We start from the raw sequence: 17339 nt of genomic DNA, 5'->3' as shown, positions 1-17339 counted from the left end.
CCCCCCCCCCCCCCCCCCCCCCCCCCCCCCCCCCCCCCCCCCCCCCCCCCCCCCCCCCCCCCCCCCCCCCCCCCCCCCCCCCCCCCCCCCCGGCCCGGTGCTCAGGACACCGGGCGGTTCGGGTGGACGCTCCGGGTCACGCCGGCGGCGGGCAGAGGGTGGTCCGCAGCGCGTCGTTGATCTTCGCGGCGGTGTCCGGTCCGAAGCCCTGCGGGTGGTCGGGCGAGGTGAAGCGCTGGTTGGCCAGCTCGACCAGCTTCGACTTGTCCTTGGGGAACTGGAACAGCGCCTGGCACTGGTTGCGGGCCCGGTCCACGGCCTGGTCCGGCTTGCCGCCGACGATTGCCGGGTCTATCGCGTCCAGCGCGGCGACCAGCTTGCCGGTCAGGTCGGTGCCCGGCTTTCCGGGCAGGCCGGCGTCGCTGGGGGGCGTGGGCTTGGCCGGGGCGGGGGCTCCGGAGGAACCGGAGTCCGGGGCGGGGGCCGAGGGGCTGTCGGGCGCGGGCGCCGAGGGGGCCGCGGGCACCGAGGGGGAGGCGGCCGGGTCGGGCGCGGAGGCCGAGGGCGACTCGGGCGCCGACGGCGTCGAGGCGGTGCCGGGGGCGGGAGCCGAGGCGGCGGCCGGGGTGGTGGGGGAGCCGGCCGCGGCGGTGGCCGGGTGGGGGCCCGGTCCGGAGCTGGAGCAGGCAGCGAGGCTCACCGCGGCGAATGCCGTGAGGGTGGCGGCGAGGAGACGAGTGCGCATGGCGTCACACTGTCATGTCCGCGGCGTCGAAGGGAAGATCCTCCCGCGAGCGCGGACGGCCCGGGAGGGGGACCTCCCGGGCCGCCGACTCGCCGCGTTCGCAAGACACGGGCGAGGCGCCAGCAAGGCACGGCCAGGGCGCGGGCGAGGCGCCAGCAAGGAACGGCCGGGGCGCGACCGGGCACGGCCAAGGGGCCGGCCGAGGCGTGGTCAGCCGAGGCCGTTGGCCTTCAGCCAGTCCTTGGCCACCGCCGACGGGTCGTCCTTGTCGATCGCGACGCGCTTCATCAGCGCCGTCAGCCCCGCCGTGTCGAGCTTGGCCGACACCGCGTTGAGGGCCGCCGTCGCGGTGGGGTTCACGCTCGCCTTGTTGACCAGCGGGGTGACGTTCTGCGCGCCGAAGAGGTTCTTCGGGTCGGTCAGCGGGACGAGCTTCAGCTGGACGATCTTCGGGTCGGTGGTGAACACGTTGCCGACCTGGATGGTGCCGTCCTTGAGCGCGTTCGCGGTGGCGTCGCCGGTGGGCTTCCACTCCTTGAAGTTCAGCCCGTAGACGTCCTTGAGCTGCTGCTCGCGGCGGGACTTGAACTCCGGCGGACCGCCTATCGTGAACTCGCCCGCCTTGGCGGCCAGGTCGGCGATGCTCTTGAGGCCGTACTTGTCGGCGTTCTCCTGGGTGACGCTGAGCGAGTCCTTGTCCTCGGCGGGGGAGGAGTCGAGGATCCCCAGTGCGGCGGGCAGCGTCTTGGCCAGCGCCGCGTTCACCTCCTCGGTGGTGGCGGCGGTGGACTTGGCGTCCAGGTAGGCGAGCAGCGAGCCGTTGTACTCGGGCAGGACGCTCAGGCTGCCGCTCTGGAGCTGCCCGTAGAGCACCTCGCGGCTGCCGATGTTGAACTTCTCCTCGACCTTGACGCCCTTGGCCTTGAGGGCCTGCGAGTAGATCGAGCCGAGCAGCACGTTCTCCGGGAAGTTCGCCGAGCCGACGACCACCGTCGAGCCGGCGCCGGCGCCCGAGGCGGCGGGGGAGCCCGCCGCGGAGCCGCCGCCGAGCGGGTCGCCGCCGCCGGAGGAGCCGCAGGCGGTGGCGCCGAGGGCGAGTGCGGCGAGCGTGCCGAGGACGACGGCGCGCCTGCTTCCGTGGTTTGTCGACATGGTGACAGATGTCCTTCCGGAGAGGATGGGAACGAGGTTCAGCGGGCCCGGCGCTGGGCGCGCATCCCGGGCGGGAGCGCGTACCGGGCGAGCAGGGCGAAGAACAGCTGGGCGCCGACCGCGAGCAGCACCACCAGCAGTGCGCCGCCGACGGTGACGGCGTACTTGCGGGTGGCCAGTCCGTCGATGACGTAGCGGCCGAGGCCGCCCAGCCCGACGTACGCGGCCACGGTGGCGGTCGCGATCACCTGGACGGTCGCGGTGCGAAAGCCCGCGAGCAGGGTCGGCGCCCCGGATGGCAGGCAGACCTGCCACAGCACCTGCGGGTGGGTCAGCCCGATGCCGCGCGCCGCGTCCCGGACGTCCGGGTCGGTGCCGCGCACCCCCTCGACGGCGGCCACCAGCAGCGGTGGCGCGGCGAGCGCGACCAGCGGGATCAGCACGGCCGTGTCCCCGACCCCGCCGAGCAGCACTGCCAGCGTCACCAGGCCGAGCGTCGGCAGGGCGCGGGTGGCACCGGCGAAGGCCGTCACGAGCGTGACGCCGCGCCCGGTGTAACCGATCAGCAGCCCGAGCGGCACGGCGAGCAGCGCTGCGAACAGCAGGGCCTCGCCGGAGAGCACCAGGTGCTCGGTGATCCGGTGCACGATCGAGTCCGGGCCGCTGCGGTGGTCGGGGGCGGAGAAGAAGTCGCCCAGCCAGTTCAGCCAGTTCACGAACCGGCTCCCTTCTCCCGGACGGCCCAGGGTGCGAGCAGCCGGCGGGCGCCCACCAGCAGCAGGTCGACGGCCAGCGCGAGGGCGGCGATCAGCGCGATGCCGGCCACGATCGGGGTCGGGAACGTGCGCTGGAAGCCGTCGATGAACAGGTAGCCGAGCCCGCCGCGCCCGATCAGCGCGCCGACGCTGGCCAGCGAGATGCTGGACACCGCCGCGACCCGCAGCCCGGCGATCAGGTACGGCACGGCGGCGGGCAGCTCGACGGAGGTCAGCCGGTGCCACGGCCCGTACCCCATCGCGGTGGCGGCCTGCCGGACCGGGTCCGGGACGGCGCGCAGGCCGTCCACGGTGGTCGGCAGCAGCACGGCGAGCGCGTAGAAGGTGAGCGGGATCATCACGGTGGCCTGGGTGGCGAGGCCGGTGTAGGGGATGAGCACCACGAACACGGCCAGCGAGGGCAGCGCGTAGACGATGTTGAAGACGGCGGACAGCGGTTGGTACAGCCGGGGGAAGCGGGTGCAGGCCAGGCCCAGCGGGACGGCCAGCAGCAGGCCGATGAGCACCGGAAGCAGGGAGATCACGGCGTGGTCGGCGAGCAGGTCGCCGAGGTAGCCGAGGTGGTCGCCGATCCAGTACCAGCGGACGATCGGTTCACCGTCCACCGGCCGCCCCGTCCGTGAGGTCACCGGCCGCCGCGCCGGCTGCCGCACCGCCCGCCGCGTCCACAGGGCCACCGGCTCCCGCACCGCCCGCCGTGCCCGCTGCGTCGGCCGCCGCGGCGGCCACAGGGGTGGACAGTGCGGCGAGGACGGCCTCGCGGCTCGCGGTGCCGGTGGCCCGGCCGTCGGCGTCCAGGGCCACGGCGGCCCCGGCGGGGGAGAGGACGGCGGCGTCCAGCGCGGTGCGCAGGGTGTCGGCGTCCGGCCGGTAGCCGGAGACCGGGTGCAGCTCGGCGGTGGCGGCGTCGCGGTCGATCCAGCCGATCGGGCGGCGCTCGTCGTCCAGCGCCAGTTCCCAGCCGCCGTAGCGCAGCCCGTCGGCCACTGGGCGGACGGCGACGGTGGTCGCGGGGCGCAGGGCGAGGCCGCGCAGGCCCCGGTCGCGGCCGAGGAAGGCGGCCACGCCGTCGTCCGCGGGGGTGGTGAGCAGGGTGTGCGGGTCGGCGAGCTGGGCGATCCGGCCGTGTTCGCGCAGGACCACCACCTGGTCGCCGAGCCGGACGGCCTCCTCGATGTCGTGGGTGACGAACAGCACCGTCTTGTGCAGCTCGGACTGGAGCCGCAGCAGTTCCTCCTGGAGCCCGGCGCGCACCACCGGGTCGACGGCGCTGAACGGCTCGTCCATCAGCAGCACCGGCGGGTCGGCCGCGAGGGCGCGGGCCACGCCCACCCGTTGCTGCTGGCCGCCGGACAGCTGGAACGGGTACCGCTTGCCGGTCTCGGGAGCGAGCCCGACCAGTTCGAGCAGTTCGGCGGCCCGGGCGCGGGCCTTCTTGCGGTCCCAGCCGAGCAGGTAGGGCACGGTGGCGACGTTGTCGATCACCTTGCGGTGCGGGAACAGGCCGGCCTGCTGGATCACGTAGCCGATGCCACGGCGCAGCTTGGCGGGCTCCAGTTCGGCGACGTCCGTGTCGTCCAGCAGCACCCGGCCCGAGGTCGGCTCGACCATCCGGTTGACCATGCGCAGCAGGGTGGTCTTGCCACACCCGGACGGTCCGACCAGGACGGTTATCCGACCGGTCGGGACGTCCAGGTCCAGGCCCTCGACGGCGATGGTGCCGTCGGGGTGGCGCTTGCCGGCGCCCTCGAATCTGATCACGGGGAGTTTCCTCGTCAGGGCGCCCCGGGGAGGCGGCGCCTGTTTCGGTCGTACGGTTGATGGCGGTTCGTCGACAAGCGGCGACGGCGTGGGCCGTACCGGCCGCTGCCGTGACGGCGTCTGTCGGATCGACCGCCCGGGCGTTCTTCCGCCCGCGTGGCTGCCCAGCTTCGGACCGGCGGAAACTCTGATCAGACTATGACCTGCATCATCTCCTGTCTCTCACTTACCACCCGGCACGGGGCCCGGACCCCGCCTCCGGACGGCCGGGGCCGACCGGACGCCCGACGTTCCGGCAGGTCAGAGGGGTGGGACACGGACACCCTGACGGCGGGTCGAGGGCTCGGGCCCCGGACGATCAGCCCGTCAGCCGCCGAGCGCCCCGGCCCTCCAGACTCTCAGCCGCCCCGGCGCGTCGGCAGCCCGGAGGCCGCCCAGCCGACGAAGCCGCCGTCCAGATCGGTCGCCCGGTGCAGCCCCAGCTCGCGCAGCGAGGCCGCCGCCAGGCTGGAGGCGTACCCCTCCGAGCAGACCACGATCACCTCGACGTCGTAATCCGACGCCTCGGGGATCCGGTGACTGCCCGTCGGGTCCAGCCGCCACTCCAGGACGTTGCGCTCGATGATCAGCGAGCCGGGGATCTCCCCCTCCGCCGCCCGCTGCGCCGCCGGACGGATGTCCACCAGCAGCGCGCCGTCCAGCTGCGACTGGTACGCCTCTCGGGCGCGCGGACGGTGGACGCCCTCGCGGGCCCGCTCCACCAGGTCGTCGATCGTGGTCACCATTGCTCCGGTCCTTCCTCCGAGGTACGGACGAGCCCGCCGGCCCGCAGGTCGTAGTGCGCCATCGAGCCCAGCGGGGGCGAGTAGGCGTGCAGGGTCACGGCCGGGCCGGACGCGGTGTTGCGCACGTCGTGCACGTACTCGGGGCCGAAGGCGCGGGCGGTGCCGGCCGGGACCCGGCGGATCAGCAGGCCCTGCTCCGGCCCGCCGAGGGACAGCTCCTCCAGCTCGCCGAGGGCGACGGTGAACGCGCCGCGCGAGCCGCCGTGGTCGTGGAAGCCGGTGGACTGGCCGGGCAGCCAGCTGATCAGCCACACCTCGTGGTCGTCGTCGGCCACCAGCCGCCGATACCAGCGCTCCTCGGTGGAGAGCCGGACGAGGTGGATCCACTGGTCGGGCTGTTCGGCCAGTTCGCGGACGACGGTGCGCAGGGCGCTCGGGGTGAGCGGCGCGCGGGTCTCCGCGGTGGCGGTGGCGGTGGCCGTGGCGGTGGCGGTGGCGGTGGCCGTGGCCTTGGCTGTTCTGGCCGGTGCCGGTGCCGGTGCCGGTGCCGGGGTCGGGGCTTGGGCGGCAGCGGGTTCGTCGGGGGCGAGGTTCAGGCTCATGGGGGCGTCCTCGGGTGCAGCGGGAACGTCGGCGGGGTGCGCCCTGGTCCGGCGGCGGGCGAGGGCGCGGGCCGACGGAGCGGCACGGCACGCGCGGATGCGCCGGGCGGGGCGGGAATCAGAACGCTGGGTGCGGGTGTGCGGCGCGGGCCCTGGCGGACGTCACAGGGCGGGGGCAGCGCGGAGAGCCAAGGTCAACAGGCACAGATGGAACTCGCCTGGCGTCGCAGATCGACGTGCAGGCGGCAGACCAGAGTGGTGCCGGTGTCCATGCGCCGGATCCTTCCCGAGCCAACCGGACGAAGTCAAGCCGGATGGGGCCGGATCGCCCGGCTCCGCCGCCGGTCGGCTCTCCGCCGGCTGCCCGTTACCCCTCGGCCGGCCGCCTTCGGCTGCGCCGCGCTAATCCACCCCGGCCGACCGGCCGACCGGCCGACCGGCCGTCGAGCCGTTCTGGACCGGAACCGCCGAACGGCACTCGCATGCGTAAGGACCCCACTTGCGGGGTAAATGATCGTTTCATCCCATCCAGGACCCTCTGCGTGTCCGCGTCACGAGATCGCCCCAGATGCGTTACCGCCAACGTATTGTCAGGCCACCGAGGCCCGGCCTACGGTCTACAGACCGCTTTCTACGCACGTAGACCCCTGCGGATCCCCGGCGGTCCGCAGACGAGACCCGCCCGCCCCGTCAACCCTCAGACCGCAGGCCCGACCCCATGGCCGGGCGGCGGAGTTGCGGAGGTATCCATGTCGCAGATCGTCCGTGCCGCGCTCGTCCAGACCCGCTGGACCGGCGACCAGGAGAGCATGATCGCCCTTCACGAGCGGTACGCCCGCGAGGCCGCCGCCCAGGGCGCGAAGATCATCGGTTTCCAGGAGGTCTTCAACGCCCCGTACTTCTGTCAGGTCCAGGAAGCCGAGCACTACCGCTGGGCCGAAGCCGTCCCCGACGGCCCCACCGTCCGCCGGATGCAGGACCTCGCCCGTGAACTCGGCCTGGTGATCGTCGTCCCGGTCTACGAGGAGGAACAGGCCGGGGTCTACTACAACACCGCCGCCGTCATCGACGCCGACGGCAGCTACCTCGGCAAGTACCGCAAGCACCACATCCCGCAGGTCAAGGGCTTCTGGGAGAAGTACTACTTCAAGCCCGGCAACCTCGGCTGGCCCGTCTTCGACACCGCCGTCGGCAAGGTCGGCGTCTACATCTGCTACGACCGCCACTTCCCCGAGGGCTGGCGCGCCCTGGGCCTGGCCGGAGCGCAGATCGTCTACAACCCCTCCGCCACCAGCCGAGGCCTCTCCGCCTACCTCTGGCAGCTGGAACAGCCCGCCGCCGCCGTCGCCAACGAGTACTTCGTCGCCGCCATCAACCGCGTCGGCACCGAGGAGTACGGCGACAACGACTTCTACGGGACCTCCTACTTCGTCGACCCGCGCGGCCAGTTCGTCGGCGACGTCGCCTCCGACAAGGAGGAGGAGCTCGTCGTCCGCGACCTCGACCTCGGCCTGATCGAACAGGTCCGCCAGCAGTGGGCGTTCTACCGGGACCGCCGCCCCGACGCCTACGGACCGCTCGCCGAGGCCTGAGGAGCAGCGCGATGACCACCCGCGACCCGCACCAGCGCACCATCGTCCGCGGCGGCCTCGTCATCACCGCCGCCGACGAACTCCACGCCGACGTCCTCATCGAGGGCGAACGCATCGCCGCCCTCGCCACCACCGGCAGCTCCACCGCCGAGGCCTGGAGCGCCGACACCGTCATCGACGCCACCGGCCACTACGTCATCCCGGGCGGCGTCGACGCCCACACCCACATGGAACTGCCCTTCGGCGGCACCTCGGCCTCCGACACCTTCGAGACCGGCACCCGGGCCGCCGCCTGGGGCGGCACCACCACCATCGTCGACTTCGCCGTGCAGTCCGTCGGCGGCTCGCTGCGCGAGGGCCTGGACACCTGGCACGCCAAGGCCGACGGCAACTGCGCCGTCGACTACGCCTTCCACACCATCGTCTCCGACGTCAACGAGGGCGTCCTCAAGGAGATGGACGCCCTCGTCGACTCCGGCGAGTCCACCTCCTTCAAGCTCTTCATGGCCTACCCCGGCGTCTTCTACAGCGACGACGGCCGCATCCTGCGCGCCATGCAGCGCGGCGCGGTCAACGGCGGGCTGATCATGATGCACGCCGAGAACGGCATCGCCATCGACGTCCTGGTCGAACAGGCCCTCGCCGCCGGGCACACCGCACCCCGCTACCACGGCGAGGTCCGCCGCGAACTCCTGGAGGCCGAGGCCACCCACCGGGCCATCAAGCTCGCCCAGGTCGCCGGCAGCCCGCTCTACGTCGTCCACGTCTCCGCGGCCGCCGCCCTCGCCGAGCTCGTCCAGGCCCGCGACGCCGGGCTCAACGTCTTCGGCGAGACCTGCCCGCAGTACCTGTTCCTCTCCACCGACAACCTCGCCGAGACCGGTGCCGACGGCTTCGAGGGCGCCAAGTACGTGTGCAGCACGCCGCTTCGGCCGCGCGAGCACCAGGAGACGCTCTGGCGCGGACTGCGCGCCAACGACCTCCAGGTGGTCTCCACCGACCACTGCCCGTTCTGCTTCACCGGGCAGAAGGAACTCGGCCGCGGCGACTTCTCGAAGATCCCCAACGGCCTGCCCGGCGTGGAGAACCGGATGGACCTGCTCCACCAGGCCGTCGTGGACGGGCACATCACCCGTCGGCGCTGGATCGAGATCGCCTGCACCACGCCCGCCCGGATGTTCGGGCTGCACCCGCGCAAGGGCACCATCGCGCCCGGCGCCGACGCCGACCTCGTCGTCTACGACCCCACCGCCATGCAGACCGTCTCCGCCGCCACGCACCACATGAACGTCGACTACTCGGCGTACGAGGGCCGCCAACTCGCCGGCCGCGCCCGCACCGTGCTCTCGCGCGGCACCGTCGTGCTGGACGGCGAAACCTGGCTCGGCCGGGCCGGCCACGGCACGTTCCTGCGCCGCGACACCTGCCAGTACCTGACCTGACCACTCTCCCGCGCCGCCGCCCGGGCCTGTGCGCACGACCGCCCGGGCGGCGGAACCACCCTCCCCGGAGCCACCATGGACATCGGCCTCGTCCTGCAGACAGACCCGCCCGCCCGCCTGCTCATCGACCGGATGATCCGCGCCGAACAGGCCGGGTTCAGCCACGGCTGGACCTTCGACTCCTGCGTCCTGTGGCAGGAGCCGTTCGTCATCTACAGCCGGATCCTCGCCGAGACACGGCGGTTGACCGTCGGACCGATGGTCACCAACCCCTCCACCCGGACCTGGGAGGTCACCGCCTCCCTGTTCGCCACGCTCAACGACATGTACGGCAACCGCACCGTCTGCGGCATCGGCCGCGGCGACTCCGCCATGCGGGTCGCCGGACGCCACCCCGCCACCCTCGCCCGGCTCTCCCAGGCCATGCACGCCATCAAGGAGCTGGCCGAGGGGCGGACGGTCGAGGTGGACGGCACCGAGATGTACCTGCCGTGGGTCGGCCCAGGCGCCCAACTCCCCATCTGGATGGGCGCATACGGGCCGAAGGCGCTCGCACTGACCGGTCGTCAGGCCGACGGATTCATCCTCCAGCTGGCCGACCCGTACCTCACCGAGTACATGGTCAAAGCGGTGCGGTCCGCCGCGGCCGAGGCCGGCCGGGACCCGGACGCCGTCACCATCTGCGTCGCCGCCCCCGCCTACGTGACCGCCGACGACTCGCCCGCCGCGCTCGCCCACGCCCGGGAGCAGTGCCGCTGGTTCGGCGGGATGGTCGGCAACCACGTGGCCGACCTGGTCAGCCACTACGGCGCACACTCCGAGCTCGTCCCGGAGGCCCTCACCGACTACATCAAGGGCCGCCAGGGCTACGACTACAGCCACCACGGCCGGGCCGGGAACCCCGACACCGCCTTCGTGCCGGACGAGATCGTCGACCGCTTCTGCCTCATCGGCCCGCCGCAGGCCCAACTCGCCCGCTTGGAGCACCTCCGCTCCCTCGGCGTCGACCAGTTCGCCGTCTACGCCATGCACGACGCCGTCGAGGCCACCATCGACGCCTACGGGACCGACGTCATCCCGCACCTGTCCCGCCAACCCCAGACGTAACGCCATTCACGCGGAGGGGAGTTGACCATGGCCGACACCGCGACCAGCGGCGGCGGGCAGCGGCATCACTCCGACGGCCGGGTCGAACTCGAACCGGCCGCAGGAGAGTTGCCGTCCAACGGCTTCACCAACGACGACCTGCGGCCGGTCCCGGTGGCACGGCGCACCTGGACCACCTACAACTTCCTGGCGCTCTGGGTCGGCATGGCCCACAACATCCCGTCCTGGACGCTCGCCTCGGGGCTCGTCGCGCTCGGCATGGACTGGAAGCAGGCCGTGCTGACCATCGCGCTCGCCAACCTCGTGGTGCTCGTGCCGATGCTGCTCACCGGGCACGCCGGGACGAAGTACGGCATTCCGTTCCCGGTGTTCGCCCGGGCCGCGTTCGGACTGCGCGGCGCCAACCTGCCCGCGCTCATCCGGGCGGCGGTGGCCTGCGCCTGGTTCGGCATCCAGAGCTGGATCGGCGGCGAGGGGATCTTCCTGCTGGCCGGCAAGCTGCTGGGAGAATCCTGGCGCACGGCAGCGGAGTTCGGCGGCTATCCATGGACGCAGTGGGTGTCGTTCCTGCTGTTCTGGCTGATCGAGATGGCCATCATCGCCCGTGGGATGGAGACCCTCCGGCGGTTCGAGAACTGGGCCGCGCCGTTCGTGATCGTCGGCGCGCTGGCGCTGCTGGCATGGATCACCGTGAAGGCGGGCGGGTTCGGTCCGTTGCTCGACCAGCCGTCCGAACTGGGCTGGGGCGGCGGGTTCTGGAAGGTCTTCTTCCCCGCGCTGATGGGCATGATCGGGTTCTGGTCGACCCTGTCGCTCAACATCCCCGACTTCACCCGCTTCGGGGGCAGCCAGCGCGCCCAGATCCGCGGGCAGGCGCTCGGCCTGCCGACCACGATGACGCTCTTCGCGCTGCTGTCCGTCCTCGTCACCTCCGGCTCGCAGGCCGTCTACGGCGCACCGGTGTGGGATCCGATCGAACTCGCCGCGAAGATGGAGAACCCGGTCGGCATCCTGTTCGCGCTGCTGACCGTCCTGATCGCGACGCTGTCGGTGAACATCGCCGCCAACGTCGTCTCGCCGGCCTACGACCTCGCCAACCTGCTGCCCCGACTGGTCGACTTCCGTACCGGGGCGCTGATCACCGGCGTCGTCGGGATCGCGATCTTCCCGTGGAGGCTGATCTCCGACCCGCACGTGTACATCTTCACCTGGCTGGGTGTGGTCGGCGGCCTGCTCGGGACGGTGGCCGGGGTCCTGATCGCCGACTACTGGGTGCTGCGTGGCACCCGGCTGCAACTCGCCGAGCTGTACCAGCCGGGCGGGGCGTACTGGTACGCGGGCGGGTGGAACTGGCGGGCGGTGACGGCGCTGTTGGTCGGGGGCGTCCTGGCGATCGGCGGCTCGTACGGCGGGCCGTTCCCGGCGGACGGGCTGCTGCCCGTGTTCAAGCCGCTGGCCGACTACGGCTGGGCGGTCGGCTTCGGGTCGGCCTCGGTGCTGTACCTCGTGCTGGGCGCTGTCCCGGGTGCCCGGCGGGTGGGCGGGCGCCACGGGCGGACGGCGGCGGACGGCTGACAAGTGACAGCGGACGGATAACAGCGAACGGATGACAGCGAACAGATAACAGATATCGAAATCTGTTATCTGTTCGCTGTTACTTGTTCACTGCCGGCTGCCCGCTGTCATTCGCCAGTCGCTGCCCGGTCGACGGCCGCGAGCACCTTCGCCGCACCGTCCTCGGCCGCGAGCGTGGCGGCCGCCGCCCGGGCCTGGTCGCGGTAGCGGGGGTCGTCGAGGGCCTGGCGGATGGCGGCGGCGAGGCGTGCGGCGGTGAGGGCGTGCAGCGGTACCGGCCCGGGGGAGACGCCGAGGCGGGTGAGCCGGTCGGACCAGAACGGGGCGTCGAGCTGCGCGGGTACCGGTACGGCCGGCGTGCCGCAGCGCAGGGTGGCGGCGGTCGTGCCGGCGCCGGCGTGGTGGATCACGGCGGCCATGCGGGGGAACAGCCAGTCGTGCGGGGCGTCGCCGATGGTCAGGACGTCCTCCGCCTCGCCGGCTCCGAGGTCGCTCCAGCCCGACTGCAGGACGGCCCGGACCCGGGCGGCGCGGACCGCGGCGACCACTGCCGCGGTGAGCCGGCCGGGGTCGGGGACGACCAGGCTGCCGAAGCCGACGAAGACCGGCGGCGGTCCGGCGGCGAGGAAGTCGAGCAGTCGGGTCGGGGGGTGCCAGTCCGGATCCCGTACCGGCCACCAGTAACCGGCCACGTCCAGCCCCGGGCGCCAGTCGGCGGGCCGCGGGACCACGGCGGGCGAAAACCCGTGCAGGACGGGGTACTTGCGCCTGGCGTGGGCGGCGCCGAGCGGCGGTAGGCCGAGGCGGCGCCGCAGCCCGCGTACGGCGGGGGCGAAGAGCTGGTCGGTCGCGACCTGGACGGCGTGCCCCGCGAGCAGGTTGCCCGGGCGGCCGAGTGAGCGGGCACCGGTGACAGCGGGCGCGAACTCCCTGGTGGGGGAGAGGGGTTGGAGGTGTAGGCCGATGCTGGGAATGCCCGCAGCCTCGGCGGCGACCTGGCCGAGCGGGCTGGTGGTGCTGGTGGTGAGCAGCAGGTCGGTGCCGAGTGCCGTGGCGTCGGCGATGCCGTCGGCGAGCTCCGGCATGAACTTCCGCCCCAGCTGTAGAAGTTGCAGGACGGCGCGAGGTCCGGTGCCGGCCTGGAGCAGGCGCCGCCCCTCGGCGGAGGCGAGTTCGGCGCGCGGGTCGACCGGCAGCGGGCGGAACTCCAGCCCTGCGGTCCGCACCGAGGCGGCGAAGGTGGCGTGGGTTGCGACGGCCACCTGATGGCCGGCCGCCTGGAGGCGGGCGCCGAGCCCGGTGAACGGGGCCACGTCGCCCCGGGATCCGGCGGTGGCGATCAGGATGCGCATGGCCGCAGTATCCCGGCGCGGGCGCCCCGCCGGAAAGGTGCCGTGCCCGGAGCGGCCCGGTCCGGGGTGGCCGGTTCGGGCCGGTGCTTCCGCGGCGCCGGAACCGGGCGGTGGTGGGCGGCGTCCTTCCTGGCAGAGCGGCGGAACGGGGCCGCCGCGCCGTGGACGGGAGGGACAGATGAGCATCGTCGCGTGGATCGTGCTTGGCCTGCTGGCGGGGGCACTGGCCAAGCTGCTGCTGCCGGGGAAGGACCCGGGCGGCCTGATCGTGACAACCCTGATCGGTATCGCCGGCTCCTTCGTGGGCGGTTGGATCGCCTCGCACTTCCTGCACAGGTCGGTGACGGCGCACTTCTTCGACATGGCGACCTGGGTGTCGGCGATCGGCGGGGCCCTGGTGCTGCTGATCATCTACCGGCTGGTGTTCGGCAGCTCCCGACGCTAGCCCGAGCGCCGGGAACCGGCCCCGCGCCGACGCGGACACGGTGTCGCACAGCCGAGCCGGCCAGGCCCACGGGGCGGCCGGCTCGGCTCAGCGCGTCGGTGCCGACGCCTCCGCGACCCACTCCGGCAGGTCCTCGCGGGCGGCCAGCCAGGCGGTCGGCACCTCGGCGAGGCCGGTGCGAGCGGCGACCGCCCCGGCGGCGATCGCGCAGGTGGTGTCCATGTCGCCCCAGCCCTCCAGGGTGTGCCAGATGACCTCGGGCAGTGAGTCCAGGTGCCCGGCGGCGGACCAGAGGGCGAACGGGACGGTGTCCGGGGCGGAGATCATGAACCCGGAGCCGAGTACGTTGGCGGCCTGCCGGACGCTCGTGTGTCCGGGCAGCCGGGCGGCGATCCGTAGACCGGAGCGCACTTCGCCGTCCGGCAGACGCCCGGCCACCTCTGCCAGCAACTCGGCACGGCCGGGCGGGTTTTGGCCCCGGCTGCGGACAGCGAGTGCCGTAGCGAGGGCGACTGCCACCGCGCCCGCGACCGCCTCCGGGTGGAAGTGCGTGGTGAGCGCCTGGAGTTCAGCCTGCCGGGCGACGGCGTCCAGGTCGTCCGCGAACCAGGCGCCCAGTGGGGCGACCCGCATCGCGGCGCCGTTCCCGTACGAGCCCTGACCCTCGAACTGGCGCGAGGTGATGGCGCGCCAGTCCCCGCCGGCGCCGATCTCACGCAGTACCCGGTGCATCGACGGGCCGTACTTGCGCCCGTACTCCCGGGCGTACTCCTCGGCGAACTCGCCGGCCAGCGCATCCTGTCGGACCTCGCCCCAGGAGGCCAGGTGGCGGATGAGGACCAGCGCCATCGCGGTGTCGTCGGTCCAGTACCAGGGCGCCGGGCGGAGCCGGCGGGCGGCCAGCGCGGCGGGCGCCTCGTCGAGCGGGCACGAGAACCAGCGGTCGCCGAAGGCGTCGCCGAGGGCGAGCCCCTGCAGACTGTCCAGGGTCGGACGGGGCGGAGGGGTTGGACGGGCCGGACGCATGTCGTCCTCCAAGTGAGATCAACCGTGCGCGGCAGTCTGCCGGACGGCCGGGCCCGCCGGCGACCGGGTTTCACTCCGGTGCCGGCGAGCCCGGCCGTCGGTGTCCGGGTTCAGGGGCGCCCGGGGCTTCGGAGGTCCGTCACTTGGCGAGCAGGCCGCCGAGGATGAGCTTCCAGAGGGCCTCGAAACGGTCCTCGATGGTCGGCTCGGACCACGAGGACGCGTACGCCGGGTCGTGGAAGGGGCCGGTGGCGTCGAAGACGGCGCGGGCCGTGGAGAGGATGTGGGCGAGCTTGAACTCCTTGCTCTCCATGCCGTCCTGGACGATCTGGGCGATCTGGGTGACCAGGGTGTCGATGTGCGCCTCGACGATGCCGCTGTTCTCCTCGACCAGCACCATGTAGGTGGCGAACAGCTCCGGGTCGTCCAGCGCCTTCTTCCGCTTGGCCGCGAACAGCGTCACCAGCCAGCGGTGCAGCCGCTCGACGGCCGAGCCGGCCTCGGTCGAGATGAAGGCGAGCTGGTGGTGCGCCTGGTCGAGCCAGCGCTGGGTGACCGCCTCGCGCAGCGCGGCCTTGCTCGGGAAGTGGCGGTAGACGCTGCTGTGGCTGACGCCGAGGATCCGGGCGACGTCCACGACGGTGGCCTTGGCCGGGCCGAACCGCCGGAGGACGTCCTCCGCCGCGATCAGGATCTGCTCGGCGGTGAGTGTGGTGTCCGTGGTCACGGGGAGGTCCGTCCTTAGGGTCGTGCGGTCGAGGGTGGTGCTGCCGTCCCCGGCCGTCGGGCCGGTTCCGGTGGGTCAGTGCTCGCTGTCCAGGTGCTCCATCTGGGCGGCAGCGTAGCGGTCGCCCGCTGCGGAGCCGGCGGGGACGGCCGCCTCGATGGCCGCGAGGTCGGCCGCGGTGAGCGTGACGTCCAGCGCGCCCAGCGCCTCGGTGAGGCGGTCGCGGCGGCGGGCGCCGACCAGCGGAACGACGTCCTCCCCGCGCGAGGCGACCCAGGCGATGGCGACCTGGGCGACGCTCGCCTCCTTCGCGGAGGCCACCGCGCGCAGTGCCTCGACGAGCGCGAGGTTGTGGGCCAGGTTGTTGCCCTGGAAGCGCGGACTGTGGCCACGGAAGTCGGTGCCGGCCAGGGCGCGGCCCTGGTCCCAGTGGCCGCTGAGCAGGCCGCGCGAGAGCACGCCGTAGGCGGTGATGCCGATGCCGAGCTCGCGGGCGGTGGGGAGGATGGCGTCCTCGATCGAGCGGGAGATCAGCGAGTACTCGATCTGCAGGTCGCTGATCGGGTGGACGGCGGCGGCGCGGCGCAGGGTGTCGGCGCCGACCTCCGACAGGCCGATGTGACGGACGTAGCCGGCCTTCACCAGGTCCGCGATGGCGCCGACGGTCTCCTCGACCGGGACGTTCGGGTCCAGGCGGGCGGGGCGGTAGACGTCGATGTGGTCGGTGCGCAGTCGGCGCAGCGTGTAGGCGAGGGCGGTCTTGGTGGCGGCGGGGCTCGCGTCGTAGCCGAGCCACTGGCCGTCCGGGCCGCGCTGGGCGCCGAACTTCACGCTGATCTGCACGCTCTCGCGGGCGCGGCCGCGCAGGGCCTCGTGGATCAGCAGCTCGTTGTGGCCCATGCCGTAGAAGTCGCCGGTGTCGAGCAGGGTGACCCCGGCGTCGATCGCGGCGTGGATGGTGGCGATGCTCTCGGCCTCGTCGGCCGGGCCGTACAGGTCGGACATGCCCATGCAGCCGAGGCCGAGGGCGGAGGTGACCGGTCCGGAGGTGCCGAGGGTGCGCTGCGTGGGGCGGGAGGTCGTGGCCACGGGGACTCCAGGGGTGGGTGCGGCGATGGGTGGGGTGACCCGGAGTCCACTATGACACGACAGCGAACAGATTTCAAAATCTGTTCGCTGTCGTCTGTTATCTGTTATCTGAAAGCTGTCACCTGTTATCTGTCACCCGCCGACTCGATCGGCCGCCCGGCTGCGGTTCTCGTACGCGAGTGCCTCGCCGGCCGCGGCCTCGCCGGCCGGGGGCTCTGGCGGCGAGGCCGGACCCCAGTCCTCCCGCCCGCCCAGTGACCGCAGCAGGTAGGCGCGGGCCGGCGGCAGGTTGCGCCACACCGTGCGCTCACCCAGCCCGTACGCCGCCTCGAACCGCCGCAGCAGTCGCACCACTGCCCGGTGGCGGGCGCTCTGCCGGGGCCCCGAGGACAGGGTGCGGGCCGTCGTCGTGCCGAGGTAGCCGAAGTACGTCAGCTCGCCCCCGGGCAGAAGCAGCCGCAGGTAGAGGTCGAGGAGGTGGCGTACCTGGGCCGGCTCGAAGTTGGTGAACGGCAGGCCCGACACGATCACGTCGTACCGCTCGTCCGTCTCGCCGGCTCGGCCCGTCACGTTCGTCTGGTCCTGGGGCAGTTCCTCCACCCGGCAGGCCGACAGCCGCAGGGCGACACCCGGGCGTCGTGCGGCCAGCACCGGGTCCTCGCGCAGCCGGTCGGCGAAGCGCGGGTTCGCCTCGACGACGTGCAGCCGGTCACCCGGGAGCAGTACTTGGGCCAGCCGGCGGGTCACCACGCCCGTCCCGGCGCCGACTTCCAGCACCGAGATCGGCCGATTCGGGCGGCTGGTGGCCGGAACCACCAGGGCGTTCACGAGGTCCTCACCGCTCGGGGCCAGCGCTCCGGTGTCGTGGAAGGTGCGCAGGGCCTCGGCGAGGAACAGCAGGTGGTCCCCGGCGGACCGTGAACTACGCTGCGGGGTGAGGAAGTCGGGGCGCGGGCGGAGCTGTTCGGTGGTCATGCCTTCGACGCTAGGCAGCCCCGCCGCACCCCGAATCGGCCGACGAGCGACGCGTACCCCCGACGAAAGTCGAGGGTGCGGGTACCCGGGAGAAGGGGGCACCCGCCCGCCGCCCGCCCGTAACATCGAGCCGGACGGACGGACGGACAGGCGACGGACGGACGGAGCGAGCGCGGAGGGAGCCCGAT

General features: G+C 73.0%; 18 protein-coding genes. 5 read left to right on the top strand and 13 right to left on the bottom strand.

Annotated features, from left to right (window positions below; all coding sequences use genetic code 11):
• Nucleotides 1–136 precede the first annotated feature (136 nt).
• The 8 genes from AC07BF_RS10500 to AC07BF_RS10465 form a co-directional block, all read right to left on the bottom strand.
• Nucleotides 137–745, bottom strand: coding sequence for a hypothetical protein (locus AC07BF_RS10500; RefSeq protein WP_400804799.1), 609 nt, complete (start codon nucleotides 743–745; stop codon nucleotides 137–139).
• Between the two features lie 210 nt (nucleotides 746–955).
• Nucleotides 956–1897, bottom strand: coding sequence for an ABC transporter substrate-binding protein (locus tag AC07BF_RS10495; protein WP_350875079.1), 942 nt, complete (start codon nucleotides 1895–1897; stop codon nucleotides 956–958).
• 38 nt (nucleotides 1898–1935) lie between these two features.
• Complete coding sequence (locus AC07BF_RS10490) at nucleotides 1936–2613, bottom strand: ABC transporter permease (RefSeq protein WP_363579465.1); 678 nt, start codon at nucleotides 2611–2613, stop codon at nucleotides 1936–1938.
• Nucleotides 2610–3278 carry an ABC transporter permease gene (locus AC07BF_RS10485; protein WP_363579463.1) on the bottom strand — a complete coding sequence of 223 codons (669 nt, stop codon included), beginning with the start codon at nucleotides 3276–3278 and terminating at the stop codon, nucleotides 2610–2612. The genes AC07BF_RS10490 and AC07BF_RS10485 overlap by 4 nt, the downstream gene beginning before the upstream one ends.
• Nucleotides 3268–4434: an ABC transporter ATP-binding protein gene (locus tag AC07BF_RS10480; protein WP_363579461.1), complete on the bottom strand. Its 1167-nt coding sequence runs from the start codon at nucleotides 4432–4434 to the stop codon at nucleotides 3268–3270. The genes AC07BF_RS10485 and AC07BF_RS10480 overlap by 11 nt, the downstream gene beginning before the upstream one ends.
• A gap of 398 nt (nucleotides 4435–4832) precedes the next feature.
• Nucleotides 4833–5219 carry a rhodanese-like domain-containing protein gene (locus AC07BF_RS10475; protein ID WP_363579460.1) on the bottom strand — a complete coding sequence of 129 codons (387 nt, stop codon included), beginning with the start codon at nucleotides 5217–5219 and terminating at the stop codon, nucleotides 4833–4835.
• Complete coding sequence (locus tag AC07BF_RS10470) at nucleotides 5213–5821, bottom strand: cysteine dioxygenase (RefSeq protein WP_478333221.1); 609 nt, start codon at nucleotides 5819–5821, stop codon at nucleotides 5213–5215. The genes AC07BF_RS10475 and AC07BF_RS10470 overlap by 7 nt, the downstream gene beginning before the upstream one ends.
• Before the next feature lie 194 nt (nucleotides 5822–6015).
• A complete protein-coding gene (locus AC07BF_RS10465) occupies nucleotides 6016–6093 on the bottom strand; it encodes a putative leader peptide (protein ID WP_106981192.1) in 78 nt (25 codons plus the stop codon).
• A 477-nt stretch (nucleotides 6094–6570) separates the two neighbouring features.
• Here AC07BF_RS10465 and AC07BF_RS10460 point away from each other — a divergent pair, with 477 nt between their 5' ends.
• From AC07BF_RS10460 to AC07BF_RS10445, 4 genes are all read left to right on the top strand, one after another.
• Nucleotides 6571–7413: a nitrilase-related carbon-nitrogen hydrolase gene (locus tag AC07BF_RS10460; protein ID WP_063349907.1), complete on the top strand. Its 843-nt coding sequence runs from the start codon at nucleotides 6571–6573 to the stop codon at nucleotides 7411–7413.
• 11 nt (nucleotides 7414–7424) lie between these two features.
• Nucleotides 7425–8855 carry a dihydropyrimidinase gene (hydA, locus tag AC07BF_RS10455; RefSeq protein ID WP_478333220.1) on the top strand — a complete coding sequence of 477 codons (1431 nt, stop codon included), beginning with the start codon at nucleotides 7425–7427 and terminating at the stop codon, nucleotides 8853–8855.
• A 75-nt stretch (nucleotides 8856–8930) separates the two neighbouring features.
• Nucleotides 8931–9962: a TIGR03842 family LLM class F420-dependent oxidoreductase gene (locus AC07BF_RS10450; RefSeq protein ID WP_478333219.1), complete on the top strand. Its 1032-nt coding sequence runs from the start codon at nucleotides 8931–8933 to the stop codon at nucleotides 9960–9962.
• 27 nt (nucleotides 9963–9989) lie between these two features.
• Nucleotides 9990–11537, top strand: a complete 1548-nt coding sequence (locus tag AC07BF_RS10445; RefSeq protein ID WP_363579450.1) for an NCS1 family nucleobase:cation symporter-1 — start codon at nucleotides 9990–9992, stop codon at nucleotides 11535–11537.
• Between the two features lie 107 nt (nucleotides 11538–11644).
• Here AC07BF_RS10445 and AC07BF_RS10440 read toward each other — a convergent pair whose 3' ends face one another.
• The gene (locus AC07BF_RS10440; protein ID WP_478333218.1) at nucleotides 11645–12889 is read right to left on the bottom strand and encodes a glycosyltransferase; all 1245 of its coding nucleotides are present in this window, start codon (nucleotides 12887–12889) and stop codon (nucleotides 11645–11647) included.
• Between the two features lie 178 nt (nucleotides 12890–13067).
• On the opposite strand from AC07BF_RS10440, the gene AC07BF_RS10435 reads away from it, so the two are divergent.
• Nucleotides 13068–13334 (top strand): GlsB/YeaQ/YmgE family stress response membrane protein, encoded by a 267-nt coding sequence (locus AC07BF_RS10435; protein WP_350875097.1) that lies wholly within the window; start codon nucleotides 13068–13070, stop codon nucleotides 13332–13334.
• Nucleotides 13335–13421: 87 nt separating this feature from the next.
• On the opposite strand, the gene AC07BF_RS10430 is transcribed toward AC07BF_RS10435, so the two are convergent.
• The 4 genes from AC07BF_RS10430 to AC07BF_RS10415 all read right to left on the bottom strand — a co-directional run bounded on the left by AC07BF_RS10430 (nucleotide 13422) and on the right by AC07BF_RS10415 (nucleotide 17151).
• Nucleotides 13422–14360: an ADP-ribosylglycohydrolase family protein gene (locus AC07BF_RS10430; RefSeq protein WP_478333217.1), complete on the bottom strand. Its 939-nt coding sequence runs from the start codon at nucleotides 14358–14360 to the stop codon at nucleotides 13422–13424.
• Between the two features lie 139 nt (nucleotides 14361–14499).
• Nucleotides 14500–15087 carry a TetR/AcrR family transcriptional regulator gene (locus AC07BF_RS10425; RefSeq protein WP_350875099.1) on the bottom strand — a complete coding sequence of 196 codons (588 nt, stop codon included), beginning with the start codon at nucleotides 15085–15087 and terminating at the stop codon, nucleotides 14500–14502.
• A gap of 75 nt (nucleotides 15088–15162) precedes the next feature.
• The gene (locus AC07BF_RS10420; protein ID WP_400804822.1) at nucleotides 15163–16176 is read right to left on the bottom strand and encodes an aldo/keto reductase; all 1014 of its coding nucleotides are present in this window, start codon (nucleotides 16174–16176) and stop codon (nucleotides 15163–15165) included.
• Nucleotides 16177–16308: 132 nt separating this feature from the next.
• Nucleotides 16309–17151: a class I SAM-dependent methyltransferase gene (locus AC07BF_RS10415; RefSeq protein WP_363579440.1), complete on the bottom strand. Its 843-nt coding sequence runs from the start codon at nucleotides 17149–17151 to the stop codon at nucleotides 16309–16311.
• Nucleotides 17152–17339: the final 188 nt, after the last annotated feature.

This window comes from Kitasatospora sp. NPDC043950, assembly GCF_056435345.1.
This window is presented reverse-complemented; position numbering and strand designations above follow the sequence as displayed.